The sequence below is a fragment of the Photorhabdus africana genome (genome assembly GCF_035181445.1).
Lineage (GTDB): Bacteria > Pseudomonadota > Gammaproteobacteria > Enterobacterales > Enterobacteriaceae > Photorhabdus > Photorhabdus laumondii.
In genome coordinates, this window is the sequence record NZ_JAXBVE010000012.1 from 48,594 (window position 1) to 63,936 (window position 15,343).

A 15,343-nucleotide genomic window follows, 5' to 3' on the forward strand; every position below is an offset into this window, starting at 1 on the left:
CTTAATCTTTTGTTGAATTTGTAACACTTTCTTACAAAATCTACTTTTTGTAAATTAAGAAAATGAAAATTTTTCTTGCTATTTGGTGATGGTTTAATAATCATAACTTAAGTTCCATCATATTAGACAGTATGAAGGACCTTTCAACTCCTGTTCCCTTATTCAAAGGAATTAATCGATGGGAATACATTTCGTCTTCCTGTCTTCAACTTGCTATTACTCATGGCATAAGTGGTGTTTCTTATCTGTGGTAATAGGATTTTTACTATCTTGTTTCTTTAGTGACGCAATCAATCACGGCTATTCCTGACAGGATATTGATGCTGATGACGGTGATTGATAGCCGGGCGGGGGAATAACGTTAAAAGAAGGAAGTAAAACTAATGGCTATATCAGATCCACGCTTATGCTTTGATTGTAAACGGTTTCTGAAAAACTGGGTGGAATTTCAGTTAGTGGATGAACAGGGAAAGCCGCTGGTCAACATGCCTTATCGCCTGATCAGTCGCGGAACTCCAGGTTATGTGCGCCAAGGGAAAACCGATGGTTTCGGTGTGCTCAGAGAAGAGGAGCTGTTGCCTCATCCGGTGACGCTATATATTGATGCTCAGCCGCTGGCCGATGAGATGGAACAGCGTCCGTTGCGGGAAATACGCGGGGAAGAGGCTTCGGTAGTAAAACCACAAGCAGAAACCGAAGGCCATCAATATCGCTATGTGACTATCGGGCAGATCAGTGATGGGGTGCCAGTGATTAAAGATTGGAAAGATTCTAAAGATATTCCACCGCCTTATCATTTCCCGGACTCGGAACCAAAAGGCTATCAGGTTCATCCGTTAAATCGACGTTATGTATTGGAAGTGTGTCCGTTTAGAGCTTGGGTTTTACTGCTACATCATCAGAAGGAGTATTCTATTGTGAATGCTTATAACCAGTGTTTAATGAGCGTGCTGGCTTATGCCGATGGGGATGTCGATGTTGAAGGTTCTGTACTTCACTTTTTTAATCGGCAAATGGTCGATGTCTCAAGATTGCCCTATAAAGTGGAAGCATTGTCGGCAACACCTGTCGTTTACGATGTGCCGTTTAGTAAACGTTATGCCCGAGTGGAGTTTATTGATTCACAAGCAGGGAACAACAAACAGGGTGATACCAAACTGTTTTATGTTGCCAGTGAGAAAGATATGATTGTTAGTTGGCGGGGAACCGCTAGCCTGGATAATTATTTGACTGATGCCACCTTCCAGCCATTGGCTTTAAGCTGCGATGATGACAAAGCGTTGTGCAGTGATTTTATTCATCATGGTAAAGTGCATAAAGGGTTTTGGGAGGCATTTAATCTGGGGGGAAGGTTAATCGTTCCCAGTGATAAAACTAAAGCTAAAACTGAAGCAGTATTCCGAGATATCACCAGTTTGGTTACAAATAAGCGATTATTTATTTGCGGCCATAGTTTGGGAGGCGCGCTGGCATTATTGCACAGCGCACAACTGAAAGAACACAATCCTTGTCTTTACAGTTATGGAATGCCGCGAGCATTAACTCGTAGTGCGGTAGAGGAATTGTCTTCTATTATCCACTATCGTCATGTCAATGAAGATGATGTAATCCCTTCTGTGCCATTTGAGCAGGATATGGATAATGTTTTTTTTAATTATTGGGCACCGGCGGGGTATGACTGGGCAGTGATGAAGTTGCTGTCGCCGTCACCGATTATTCAGGCAATTAAACAGGCGACAGCCAGTAAAGAAATTTATCTGCATCATGGTAAAGTGGTTCATTTCTTTCAAGCCAACAGTTGCCCGGAATGGCTGGTTTCCGCCCGTAATATCTCCCTGATAACCGGTGTTGCTGAAAAAATATTGGATAACACTACAAAACTCTACTTAATTCCTGAGTTAAATCAGGAAACAGAAAAGGATTTTTCTCTGGCCGGTGAGCGGCAGAATGCGTTGTTTAATCAGCTCAGTCAACAAGAAAAAGACAAACTGTTTGTTGAAAACAGAAGTGCTGATTTGAAAGGCGGATTCGGTTTCTCTAATCATAGCTCGTATAAATATGCGGGTTATATTGACAAGCGCCTCAGAGAGCTATGTGAACCGGATAAGATTACGGTCTATCAGGACAGTCAGCGTCAATTTAAGGCGAAAATGGACAGTTATAAGATGCTTATCCCTGACAATGTTTACTACCGAAATCTCTATTTTCTGGATATGGATAAGCAGTTAATAAAATCACTGACGGTCAGCCAGCAGGAAGAACAGGGAGAACTGGCCTTACAGCATTACTGTGATAAACAGGAACTGTCCGTATGAAAATATTGAAGATAACGCTGTCCTTATTATTTCTCTATTCTATTTACTGGGCGTTTGGTGACACCTTTTTTGACTGGCTTTTTCCTTTTTCACCTGACGAGAAGAAACAGTTGATTACGGTGGAGGGTGTCGTGCCGAAATACACAAAACCGTATGTGTCTGCGCAATATATCTCAAAAGACTGTCTTAGATATCAGCTTGATGCAGGTATGTCGCCTTATCAAGTGCCGACTTATTATGGATTGGATTTGGATGTAAAAGCTGATCCACAAACTGGTTACTTTCAGGCGAAATTACCTTTCAATGGTGGAGGATGGTGTAAATGGAAAATCAATCAAGCGTATGTGGCGGTGGGTTATACCGATGTTAGTCACTTGGTGAAAGATGCTGTACCTTCTTCGGGACCTGGATTAGCTGCCTTTATCAATGACGCTGCACGAACAAATTATTCTGAAGCCTCTGAGACTCGTGCATTGAATACGATAAATTTCAGCCCGGTTATTTACCCGGTTTTGAAAATGGTTGAGGGACGTCCAAACAGAGTTTCCTTACAGGGGGTGGTGGATTTATTTCCTTTTCGACTGAAATTAATGTCAGGAGCGGAATGGAAAATTATTTTTAAACCTAAGCTGGATGAAACCAAAATGCCAAAAATTACTGTCACTAACGGAAGGGGAGAATGGGTTGAATATCCTGATGGACGAATCGACCTTAATCGTCAAACAATAGACTACTGGAAAATAAAATAACGTCACCAAGGCCATATTACTAATTTACTTAAACACCAACACCAAAAATAAGGAGTCCCTATGAACGATGGATTACACTTTCTTTGTCATATTACCGATTTGCCGGAGAAAACTTTTGCGGTAGCTGAATTTTCTCTACAGGAGGAATTATCCGAATTATTTACCCTATCTTTAACGCTGGTCAGTAAACGGGCCGATATTGATCTGGAATCACTGTTATTACAGTCTGTGAAATTCCGGGTGGTTTTCAACGACGTTGAGCAACGTCAGGTTAGCGGCATTATCTCACAGGCTATACGGGGGGATACGCATGCGCATCGCACCATTTATTACCTCACCGTCCAGCTTGCTCTCTGGCGGATGAATTTGAATCAGGACAGCCGGATTTATCATCGGCAAAGCGTGCCGGAAATTCTCACCAGTTTGCTGAAAAAACATTGCATCCTGTTCGATTGCCAATTGGATGAGTTTCATTACACACGGGAGTATGTGACGCAAAAACGGGAGTCCGATTATGCCTTTTTTGCCCGGTTAGTTACCGAAGAGGGGCTGAATTTCTGGTTTGAAGACGACAAGCTGTTTTTCAGTGACAGCCATTTAGGGATGACGGCCAACTTACCGCTGGTCTACCACCCGCAGATAGAGACGGCCACTGAAATGAATGTGATGAATCAGGTGCGTCTGGGCGTCTCCATGACCCCGGCGCGGGTCATTTATAAGGACTACAATCCCCAAAATCCCGATTACCGCCTGACACACCGGGCCAATATCGATCCCCGTGTGGAAGGGCAGAAAACCCTGTTTGAACTCTTTGAAAGCTATGGCCGCTTTCAGAAAGACGCGGAGGCGAAACCGTTTGTCCAGCGCCGTCATCAGGCCGTCGAAAATCAACGTCAGGCCGGTAGCGGGCAAAGTAACTGTTTTAAACTGATGCCGGGTAAAATCTTTGAGCTCAGCGAACACCCGGTTGATGCCATGAACACCCGCTGGCAAATCGTCACTATCCATCATCACGGCAAGTGTCCGCAGGCACTGCAAGAAGAGAGTGGAGAGTCAGGATCTTATCTGCATAACGAATTCAGTTTTATGTCGGGCTATAACGACTGGCGAGCGCTATATCGCTACAAACCACTGGCGGATGGTGATGAAGTGGCAACTGTGGTCGGCCCGGAAGGGGAAGAGATTTATGTCAATGAAGAGGGGTGTATCCGCATCCATTTTCACTGGGATCGGTATGATAAAGCCAATGAAAATGCCGCCTGTTGGGTACGGTTTGCACAAGGTTGGAATGGCAGCGGTTACGGTTTTATGGCTATCCCCCGTATCGGTCAGGAGGTGATTGTGTCTTATCTGAACGGCGATATTGATCGTCCGATTGTCACCGGTTGCACCTACAACGGTTCAAACCGGCCACCGTTAAATTTACCCGTTGAAAAGACCCGCACCACCTTTAAAACCCGGACTCACAAAGGAGAAGGTTTTAATGAATTACGCTTTGAAGATGAGAAAGACCGGCAGGAGATTTACCTGCACGGGCAAAAAGATCTGACCGCCCATATTCAGCACGACGCTTACTGGCATATTAAACACGACCATAAACAGCGAATCGATAATAACCGCTATAGCGAAATCTATGCTGATGACCACCGGAAAATCACCGGTTCCGGTAAATACAGTACCGATGGCAATGTGTCACACCGTATCACCGGCAGTCAGCATTTACAGGCCGGGGAGGCGTTGGTGGCTGAAAGCGGTCAGGAAACGCACCTGAAAAGCGGCGGTAAAATGGTGTTGGAAGCGGCGTCAGAAATTACCTTAAAAGTCGGCGGCCATTTTATCCGGTTAACTCCCGGCGGTATTTTGACTTCCCCTAATTTATTGGTCGGGCAAGGCTCAGCCGGTACCGGGCGTGGTTTATCTTTACAACTACCAGAGGGCGTTGCGCCTATGCCGGGGGTTAAATATCCTGCCAGACCGCTTTGTGCTGTGCAGGCTCAATTGGAAGCTAACTTGATTATCGATAACCAGGAGGATGCATGAGTACTTTCATAAACTGGCAACAATGGCTGACTACGCCTAATAAACCATCTATTTTCTTTATGCTCAATTCACTCGCGAAACCTAACCCCGTGGCGCTCTTTTATAGCAATGACTGGGTAGCGCAGGCTTTTCCGCTATACAGCAATACACCGATGGATCACATGCTGGCACAGAGCCCTTGGCTAGTTCAGCCTAAGTCAGATTGTCTGTCAGTAATTGGTCATCTGCTTGATAGTCAAACTCTGAGCGATAACAGTTGGGGATGGGCTTATCGCAGTGAGAATTTGTGGACCCAACAGCTTAATCATTGGCGTTCACGCCAGCAGGTGATATTACAGGAGAAACCGGTGCTCTTACGCAGTATGGACCCGCGTATCCTCAGTCTGTTATTGCCGGTAATGATCGCCAGCGATTGGTCAGGGTTCCTGACGCCGGTGTGTGAATTAATGATAGATATACCTGAGCCACAGATCTATTGCCGCCCTGAGAACTGTGGTCACGGTGGGAGTGAACAACCCTTTGTTTTGGGGCCTCATTTACTTCAGGCGTGGTTCCATTCTGATTACGCCTTACAAGGGCAGGTATTCGTACTTATTAGCGATTTATGGGAAAACCACGGTGAATTGGCGGAGAAACTGAATAAGCCAGAAGGGAAGTTACAGGAACGAATTATTGACTGGCTGAAATTGCGTTTAGAAAGTGGAGGTAGTATTAGTCACCTGACCAGTGCAGATTATTTATACCCGTTATCCTTCAAGTTGCCTCTTTGTTGGCTGCACTCGTTCACCCCGGTCACATAGTTTGCTATGCTCCCGGGGATTCTCTCCCTTGCCGTCGCGATGCATCTTGAAATCCATAGGGTATATAAGTCGGTCATTGTGGCGATTTTAAACAAGAAGAAGTGCGGTTAACTTCTTCTTGTGAAATATTAAATTGAAATCTCTAATTAATGAGATAATGGTAAAGTCAGGTTGTGGTTGGTGTAATTTATTTAATGTTATATTGAAATTCATTTAATGGGAATATTGCCGATAATTTTGCAACTAATTGAAATGTAAAATATGAATGATAATGAGATATTTATGTTCAATAACAGAATATTAATTTTACTTAAAATAATTATGCTAATATAGTGGTAAGTTATATTTATTTTATAATCATTATGCAAGTGTTAAATAAATTTTCATAATTTAGGTGGTGAAATCCAATATTAATTAATACATCTCCTAATGTAAAAGAATGCAAAGTAGAAACATCGTTGTCATGTTCTATGGTTAATATTCTATTTCTAGAATGAAAACAAGAGGGTATGTGATGATATTTTGTTCAAAGCAACTAAAGTATTTTATGGAGTCAGCGAAGAAAGAGTCATTCACGTTAGCAGCGGATACGCTTTGCATTACCCCCTCTCCACTTAGTAGGATCGTATATCAACTGGAACAGCACGTGGGGTGCCAATTATTCGAGCGACTACCGGGAAAAACCAGGCTCACAGAAGAGGGTAAGGCATTATATCAGGAGTTGTTACCGTGTTATGAAAGGATCCAAAAAGTTGAGGATAACTGGAATTGTCGTAGAAATTATAAATTGTCAAACAGAGACAAACTAATTATTGGCACAAGTGGAGAATATGTTAATAAGATATCTATGGTCGTAAAAAGAGCGGTGCAACGTTATCATTACCGCGATATTTGTATAATCAATAATTTCCTCATTGATGATTTAATAAGACAAGATGCAGTATTTTCTTCCTTAATGAAAGAGGATATAACGGTTTATGTGACGACTGAATGTTATCCAGATAATGATGATATCATCAGGATAGATGGTGCTTATCAAATGTTGTCTCTTGCTGTATCCAACGATATTTTAGAGCCAGAGAGTCATGCTGATAAAATAATATATCGTTTTCCTTTGGTTCAGCATAATAGTGCTTTTTTAAAACAATGCGATAATTTTATGCCATTGAATTATCCATCTGAATACCAGAATTTAGCGTTATTGACGGTCCCTGATTTTACGAATAGATTGGATCTGGTAAAAGCGGGTGTCGCGATAAGTTTAATGACACCCAATGAAATGCGCTATTCTGCCCATATTGATAAAGGTATAACATTTCTGAATTTTGAATCACGTCCAGCACCATCGGTAAGATATTGTGCTTATGCTCTCAGAAATAAATATAAAGAACCATTAAATTCATTAATTTCTGATCTGATATTTTAGGATGAGAGATAAGGTATTGTTATTTTAATTGGTTAAATATTGTTTTAATTATGTAATATTGAATATTAAAAGTCATCAAGCCATGAGATAAATATTTTCTCATGGCTTGTCCCTAATTATTTCTGGATAAAGTTTATTTTACTGTCGTACCCTTTTCTATAGGCGTGGCGAATTTCAGAGAAAGTTATTGCTTCGGCATATTCATTCGGGCCTTCTTTCCTTCTTTTTCCTGTTTTCCAGGGTTTATCCGAATTTAGCTGCTCGATAGTTAATTTTTCCCCGTTATATCCAGCCATAACAAATCTGAAATCAGGTGATGCTAGTTGTTTTATAAACCAATCCATACCTAATTTACTTGTTTGTCTAAAGAATGCCGCTGCAATAGTATTTTTTAGCCATGATTGGTCTGCTGCTGATAAGGTGCTTTCAAGTTCTCCTGCATTTCCTGCGGAAGCAAATTTCGTTAATATATCTCTCTGCCTTTGAATAGGGAAATCGCTACCATCACTATTTTTTAAAATAAATGCATCTAATTTCTGGAATCGTTTTTGGCCGGATAACCCACTGAAAAGACCTTTTGAGGGGAGAAGATTTTTTACTTTACTCTGAATATCTAATTTTCCTTTATTTTCTACCATATGAAAACTCCATGACGCAGTGTAAGCATATTGTTGTTCATAGGCTTCCTGTTTGATTTTATCAGTAGCTGAACTTTCCTCTATACCCATTGCATCCAGGTATTTACGTGAGTTAGTTCTTATATTTTCCTCATTCAATTTAGGTGGACTGTCTTCTTTAAGATTTTGAGAAATTCTAAAATAATCAGACAGACTTAATTCACCCATGATACCAAGCCCGGCATTATATTCGTCGATGGTAACAGGATTCTTATTAGCCGCGAATGCCTTCCCCATTTCTGATCCGCGGTGATGACTGAAACCATATATCACAGTGTGTTCGACATCTTTAATTTCAGGCGCTCTACCATCAGTATCATGATATTTAACTGGATTATTCCTCACCATTCGATATAAATTCAGCCCATCGATTGTTCCCGCGGGATCGGCGCTTAACCATCGTCCTATCCACGGTTGGTAATATCGGTAACCGTAATAATATAGCCCGGTGGCATCCCGCTCTTTGCCTGAATAACGGATGGTTTTATAACTGGCTTCTGTTTTGTTCCTTGCTGCCCATAATGCGGTTCCACCATAGGGATAGTACTCTTCTTCACTAATAATTTCTCCTTTGCTATCTAATTCAAGCTGACTGGAACCGATGAGATTATCGTAGCTATAACGTAGCTGATTATTGTCGATATCTTCCGGTTTACCACTCTCCCAATGTAATACGCGTACCTGTGCCCGGCCCGCTTCTCCTACGGTGATAACTTGCAAATCTTCGGTTGTGGTCGTGCTGTTTTGTGTTAGACGGAGTTCCAGGCTCGGCAAATAAGTTATTCGCTGTATTTGAGCGTTGTTGCTGGTCCGTTGTTCGTTGACTTTTAATATCCTTCTCCCGTCACCACTATAACGATACCATTCCCGATCATCATTGGTGCCCTTGTCCCGTTTCACCAATGTCACGTGTTGTAGCTCACCGCGAGTATTCCAGTTCAGGTTTTGTCCCGGAATCAAAGTGTTCTGATGTCCGCCTGCATCAAACAAAGCATCTACTTGTGTCGGATCTTCGGTCAGTGCGCTGAGTACTGCGCGATTGCTCTGGTTAGAAACCGTGATGTTTGTGGTGTAGTTGTTTTGCGTCGCCGGTGAACTGTGCTGGATTTTAGTCAGATTGCCGCCTCGGTCATAAGTATAAGTACGGGTATAGTTGGTGTAGGTGTTGTTATCAGAAGGTAGAGCCGGGGAGGGAAATTGGTGACTTTGTTGACCTATATTCGCCATCTCGCGCCCGGTGGCACTGATAAGCTGATACAGGGAATCGTAAGTGTAGGCGTTTTCCGGCACCACTTTCTGATTGTGCCAAAAGCGGGTGGCTTCCGCATCGTTACGGATACTGATGACATTGCCCACCGGATCATATTCATAACGTAGGTCTTGCAACACTTTGGTGTCCAACGGGTTGGCGTCTAACGAACGGCGGGTTTTGATACCGATAAGCCGTTGGGTTTCCGGTTCATAACTATATTCAGTAATAACACTATTGCCGTGTTCCTCGCGTAATTTTTGTCCGGCAGCGGAATAGGTCAGGGATTTGATAATTACTTGTTCCGTCTGGCCTTTTAATGTTAACCCGCTCCCGTTTAGCTGCCCGGCCACATCATAGGCTAGCCTCTGAATGTTGCCTTTCGCATCGGTCTGAGTCAGTAAAGCGCCGGTGGTATCGAAGGTGCTCAGGATGGTGTAGATGTCATCAGCCAGCATGTTTTGCCAGACGGTTTCGTTATCACCTGTCCAGTTAGCTGCTTGAGTGTCGAGCAATAGTTGGCTGGATTGAGATAAAACAGTACCGGTCAGTGATAAACTCTCCAACCGAGTCACTCCCGCCGTGTCATAGTGGCGCACACACTGACCGACAAGGTTATGGTCTTTCTCTGCTTCGGTATTGCCAGCCCAAATCAGGCGTTCGGTGATACGGGATGTTTCTTCCTCTGGTGTTTGTTCGGTAACAGATAACAGACGGCCTGGCAGGGAAGAAGTTTCATATTGCCGGGTTTGTATGACACCTGTTGCCGTCACCATCAGCAGCGGACGGCCTTCAATATCATTCAAGGTGACAGTGCGACCTGCATCAATGCTCTCTGTACGTAGGGTATTGCCGGTCAGATCATACTGCCAAAGAAAATTGGGTTTGATCGTGTTATTGAGTTGCTTGGCTTCATACAAGCGTGGGTCGATGCTTTGACTTAGGTGTCCGTGAGTATTGTATTGATGGCGGGTAATACGGGTATCGGTATCACCGTTTGCAGTGGTGCGGTGAAAATCGATGTTACGGATCGTCAGGCCCCGGTTGTCTTGGACGTTGACGACGGGGGTCTTTTGATAAAGTTTAGGATCAATGTTTTTCATGAGTTACCTCGTTGTTGGGTTATTGGGTTATTGGGTTATTGTGTGTAATCCTTTCTGCAATCGTAATTTTTGTCTGCATGTTAGTTTTCTTACGATAGTGTAGTCGATAATTTCCCAGTTTAACGGGAGACAGATGGTTTGTTGTGGCAGTGGGCATGCCTTATTGCTTCTTTCCATGATCATGATGATACGTAATGAGGCGGCGCCACAGCCAGTTCAATCCGGTACTTCCTGTTGTGCCGAATAGACCTGCAATCGCAAAAGTCATATAGATGCTGCCACCACTTTCAAAACTCAGTAATCCTCCCAGTACACCGGTAAAACAGGAGATGATGAGTTGACAGAATACGTTGATCCAACTCCATTTATATTGTTTGTTTTGCATATCAATTAGGTACCTTACTAATCCGCCCCAGGCCGCAATAAAACCAATGATCAACCAGATGATAAGTTGAGTATCTGACGGTATGATGAGCAACACCTTTCACCTCCATCTCTGTTTCCCGCCTGTCAGACAGGCGGGATTGATCAAGTTACATATTCACCTCAGCAGTTGTGTCATTTTCATCCTCATTGACAGTAAACCAAGGAGTGAACAAGGTTTGGCGGAACCAACCTTTTGCGGTGATAACCTTGATTTCTCGACCAACGGGATCATAGATATGGGTATCTGCATAAGCTTCTTTTTCCTGCCGGGCACTGTCATTGCTGACGTATCGCCAGTCATTGAGGAAATAGGGCTGATAGGTGCGTATCGGCTGTCCCTTATTGTCATATTCCGTCCGTCCAGTCACTGCCCAACGATTCTCAGTATGCTGGGCATTGATAATCAGAGAGCCGTCTTCATTGCGTTGCCAGGCCATGCCTGTCTCATGTCGGGCAGCGGCTTGCAGTAAGCGACCAAAGCCATCACTGAATACTACCTGTTGACGGATCTGTTGCTCAGGATCACGATCATAACGATCCGTGGTCAATGTGAGGCTGTGAGGCGGTAAATGGGGTCCGTTATTTAACAGGCTAATAAGTTGAGGGGTTGCCTTTTGACTTTGTGCCCAGCGGCGATAAGCCAGTGTGCAGAGGCGTCCATCTTCGGTGATGATTCGGGCGCTATATAACTTTTGCCGATCTTGCTCTGCCAGCCTATTGAGGGCTTTCTGACTTAATACTGGCATCCAGCTTTCTGGTGCGTAAACCTGACACTGTGCTACAGGGAGCGGTTTTTTTAACTCAATAGCGGAGTTCACATCGGACGGTGGAGAAAACGGTGCTTTTTCCGGTGAAGAGTAACCGGTCATCTTGCCGTTTTCAGTTCCCCAAAAGCGCAGTGTGATTGGCCGGCCTAGTGCATCCAGCGTGATAAGGTGCTGATTGTCATTGATATCCGTGAGTTGCACAGGGGTCAGAAAACGCCAGTCATATTTGGCTGAGGTTGTCAGTCCAGCAGCATCTCGGGTTTGTGTGACAACGCAATAGGTTGCATCCCAAGTGAGTGTAATTTTGCCCGTGAGCTGGGTGTTGCTCTGTTTTTGCGGGCGCCAGAACTGTGCGGCTGTACCGTAATCGGTATAGCCATGATGAGTCACCCAGACTTTATCTTCTCCAGTGCTAGGGAATTGATAATTTGTTTGTTGATATCCGGCTTGCTCCAGCGTCGTTGTTAATTTAGCAGACGGGATACTCCCATCAAATGCTGATAGTGTGGATTGACTAAATACCGTTGTCTCGGTAAAGGCAACCAGCGCTTGTCGCGTTGGTGTTTGCAATGGCGCTGAATTTTGCCCATTGGTATAAACGGTTTTTTTCTGGCCGAGGTATTCACGCAGTTTATGATCCACATTATCCGCAATCAGGCTATCTTTAATACTCAGTAGTTCCAGATTTAAACCACCAGCAGGTACATTTTTAGCTTCATAAGTGAAGATATCACTGCGGGTACTATCCGGTAATCCCAACACCCGAACGGTATTGTCGGTCAGATGATGCCAACGGGATTGTTGATAGGTGAGCCGTAATTGGCGTTGCTGTTCATCATAGCTGTTGGCTAACAATTCATCAGGCAGCGTATCAGGATACGGATTGATTGCTGGTTGCTGTCGGCGTGGATACTGTACCGAAACCTGTTTTAGCGGTTGGCCAAATAGATCACTGGATAGCGTAATATCTTGGCTGCATTGTGGGTCGCTGGCGATACGCTCGTAATGATAGCTGCGGCTTTCAACTACAGATGACCAAAGCACCGGGTATTGGTTATCTGCCTGCTGTAATCGACGTACCTGTGGACGGAATTCAGTGACAGTATAGGGAACGTGTTTATTTGTACTGTCGTCCAATCCGTACAGTTCACTGCGTAGCAATTGGCCTTTCAACGCCCGGTTGAACCAGTACCGACTGTTATCATCTTCCGGTGTTAACAGAATATCTTTGCCATCTTGCCAAGTCGTAAAGCGTGGTGAAAAACCGGCAAAAGCCTGATGATCACCACGCCAATACTCTGTCGATAATGTGTTATCTATTACCGGCAGCCCGGTGGCATACCAGTTTTTGGTCAGTGCAGGTGGGGTGCGTTCTGACGCGTTGCCTTGAGCCAGTTGATGGCTGTCTGTCTGCTCAACATAACCAAATCCGCGAAATTCCCGTTCACGCCCATCCCAAGCGCCACGAGCATAACGCAGTGTTGTGACTAATTTGTTGCCGCTGATTTCATCCTCTGTTTCCGTTTGCCATAGGGTGTGCACCGGAAAGGGGAGATAACAAACCGGTGTTTGCCCGGCAGCCAGTGCCGCCGCTTTTTCATCCAGCCAAAACTGGGTGGAACTGCGGTAACGCAAGGTGTGATGGGCCCCCATATTGTTATTCATTTCACTGAGTAACCACGGTTTTGCGCTGGTTAGATCACAACGCCAATGATGGGGAGCCATATGTGGCACGCTCAGTATCAGGCTGGCGACGCCTAACCCTTGTACATCGGCCACTTGTAACTGACAGGTATGATCAAAACGTACTCCTTCTGGCAGGCGCAATGTCACTGACGTGGCAAAACCGTTGCCGCTTTTATTCAGGAAGATATCCAGACGGTTGGTGTGAACATAAATCAGATCCGTTGGGCCACTGCCATCCAGATCGGCCAGATAAACTTGAGCTGGGTTAAATATAACTTCTGGCTGGCTGAATCCCGGCAGGGTAATGGGTTGACCAAAACGTCCATGCCCCAGATTAGGCCAGCAGGTGACTTTAGTTGCGCTCACTTCAACCAGATGTGCCTGACCGGAACCCAATACATCACTAAACGCCACCAACTTACGCGGATCGGCACCCGGTACTGGCAGTGTGACATCACCGGATTGCACCACATCTTTTCCTTTGGCGAAGCCGTCACGAGTATTGGCATATAAACGTACACTTTTAGGGCCGATCAGCACTAAATCAGAGAGCCCGGCTCCCATTAAATCCGCGAGTTGCGCGCGTGGATGAGTATATTCCACCGGCAGAGCGTTGAGTGGGGTAAAACGTGTCCAACTGCCATCCGGGCGCTGACTATGATATCCCCGTAATCCCGGTCCGGTGATAACCCAGTCAAGTTGACCGTCTCCGTTGATATCGATCAGCGAGGCGTTACTTTGCAAGGAAGGGATAACAGACAAAGGCTGTATTTTTTCCCAAGTGACGGTATCTGAGTCAATTTCACCCAGACGCTGTGCGGAACGGTACCACCAGGCGCCTTGATCCTGATATAGCAGGCCGGGTAATCCTTCGCCTTTTAGATCGACTAGCTGCCAGCGCTGAATGGCATTGAAGTTTGCCAGCACATCCATCGGTTGCCAGTAAGCGTGATGTTGCGGTGAAAAATCCTGATACGCCAATTCTAATGGCGGCAGGGTGACGGCAGTGCCGTCTTGCTCGTGCCCCACTCGACGAACGAATGCCAGCGTGCTAGCGATTTCGCTTTCGTCATAATTGAGTATCAAGCGTGAAACCAGCGTTGGTCCGTTGTGTTCTTTTATCTTATTATCCAGTGCTTGCAAGTGGTGATACATCAGTATCTGACGGCATAAACGGCGAGTACGTAATGCAAAGCCATATTCATAACGGGAAAAACGGTCCTGGCGACAAAGCCAGCTACCCGTAGCCGAAAATGCGGGTGGCTTTTTCAGGTTGTTATTACGTTCGCCGTAATCAAATACCAGATAGAACAACCAGTCTGCTTGTGATGGGGCGCGACCATCCAGACCGGGTAATGTTTCACTGGCTGTCCGGTTGCCGTAATAGACGATATGTAAATAACGTTGCGCTGTGGCTTGTGGATGGCGAGTAATTTCATCAGTTTTGCAATCTGTATCATCTTCGGCCCGGTACTGATAATAAATTTGCTCACCATGTGGTGATACAGAGGCTTCCAGCAACCATTGTGCTGTTTGCGTCGTTTGGGATGGGTTGCTGATCCGCGCTTGCGGTGATTTACCCAGTAAATGTACCTGCCCATCTGGGCTATATATCAGCCAAAAATCTGTTTTGCCGGTTGTCTTGGGTTGCCAATATTCCAATCGACTGAAATGACTTTCCAGACGGGAACGGTATCCGGTAACGGTGAAGGTAGCGCCTAGGTTGATACCCTGTAATGTCGATTCATCACGCGGTTGATCCGCGACTACCAGTACTTCGCCTTCCGGCCCAAGGAAAGTATCGGTTTCGTTATAATGGGGAACGCCAAAATGGGTACGGCGGCGGATAGTCATAACGTTGCAATCCCAACCCAGACCAAATGGACTGTTACCGGCACCGCTGTTGTAGTTTAAGGCGAGTGACGGGGCATAACCGCGCCCGGCAGAAATAGGCAATGGTAGAGATAGCGCGGCCATACCATCCGGTCCAGCGGGGGTTAATGCTTCCCCCATTCCCGTGATAGCGCCTCCCCCTTTGGGCAGTGATAGTTCTGTAATACTAAAATCTTGTGAATTTTGCATGAAAGACTCCTTGCAGGCCCCAT

8 protein-coding genes are annotated in these 15,343 nt (G+C 45.0%); 5 read left to right on the forward strand and 3 right to left on the reverse strand.

The genetic code is table 11. The features are described from left to right. Positions 1-383: 383 nt before the first annotated feature. The 5 genes from SLS51_RS09150 to SLS51_RS09170 all read left to right on the forward strand — a co-directional run bounded on the left by SLS51_RS09150 (position 384) and on the right by SLS51_RS09170 (position 7,330). Positions 384-2,315, forward strand: a complete 1,932-nt coding sequence (locus tag SLS51_RS09150; protein WP_323837574.1) for a lipase family protein — start codon at positions 384-386, stop codon at positions 2,313-2,315. Then, positions 2,312-3,064: a hypothetical protein gene (locus SLS51_RS09155; RefSeq protein ID WP_323837576.1), complete on the forward strand. Its 753-nt coding sequence runs from the start codon at positions 2,312-2,314 to the stop codon at positions 3,062-3,064. The genes SLS51_RS09150 and SLS51_RS09155 overlap by 4 nt, the downstream gene beginning before the upstream one ends. A gap of 60 nt (positions 3,065-3,124) precedes the next feature. After that, positions 3,125-5,104: a type VI secretion system Vgr family protein gene (locus SLS51_RS09160; RefSeq protein WP_323837578.1), complete on the forward strand. Its 1,980-nt coding sequence runs from the start codon at positions 3,125-3,127 to the stop codon at positions 5,102-5,104. Beyond that, entirely contained in the window at positions 5,101-5,904 is an 804-nt protein-coding gene (locus SLS51_RS09165) for a DUF4123 domain-containing protein (RefSeq protein WP_323837580.1), read from the forward strand. The genes SLS51_RS09160 and SLS51_RS09165 overlap by 4 nt, the downstream gene beginning before the upstream one ends. Before the next feature lie 514 nt (positions 5,905-6,418). Beyond that, positions 6,419-7,330 (forward strand): helix-turn-helix domain-containing protein, encoded by a 912-nt coding sequence (locus SLS51_RS09170; protein WP_323837677.1) that lies wholly within the window; start codon positions 6,419-6,421, stop codon positions 7,328-7,330. Positions 7,331-7,446: 116 nt separating this feature from the next. Here the strand turns inward: SLS51_RS09170 and SLS51_RS09175 are convergent, their stop codons facing one another. The 3 genes from SLS51_RS09175 to SLS51_RS09185 form a co-directional block, all read right to left on the reverse strand. Continuing rightward, complete coding sequence (locus SLS51_RS09175; protein ID WP_323837582.1) at positions 7,447-10,359, reverse strand: RHS repeat protein; 2,913 nt, start codon at positions 10,357-10,359, stop codon at positions 7,447-7,449. A gap of 160 nt (positions 10,360-10,519) precedes the next feature. Continuing rightward, positions 10,520-10,840 carry a phage holin family protein gene (locus tag SLS51_RS09180; protein ID WP_323837584.1) on the reverse strand — a complete coding sequence of 107 codons (321 nt, stop codon included), beginning with the start codon at positions 10,838-10,840 and terminating at the stop codon, positions 10,520-10,522. Positions 10,841-10,892: 52 nt separating this feature from the next. Further along, on the reverse strand, positions 10,893-15,320 hold the full coding sequence (locus SLS51_RS09185; RefSeq protein WP_323837586.1) for a SpvB/TcaC N-terminal domain-containing protein: 4,428 nt from the start codon (positions 15,318-15,320) through the stop codon (positions 10,893-10,895). Positions 15,321-15,343 lie beyond the last annotated feature (23 nt).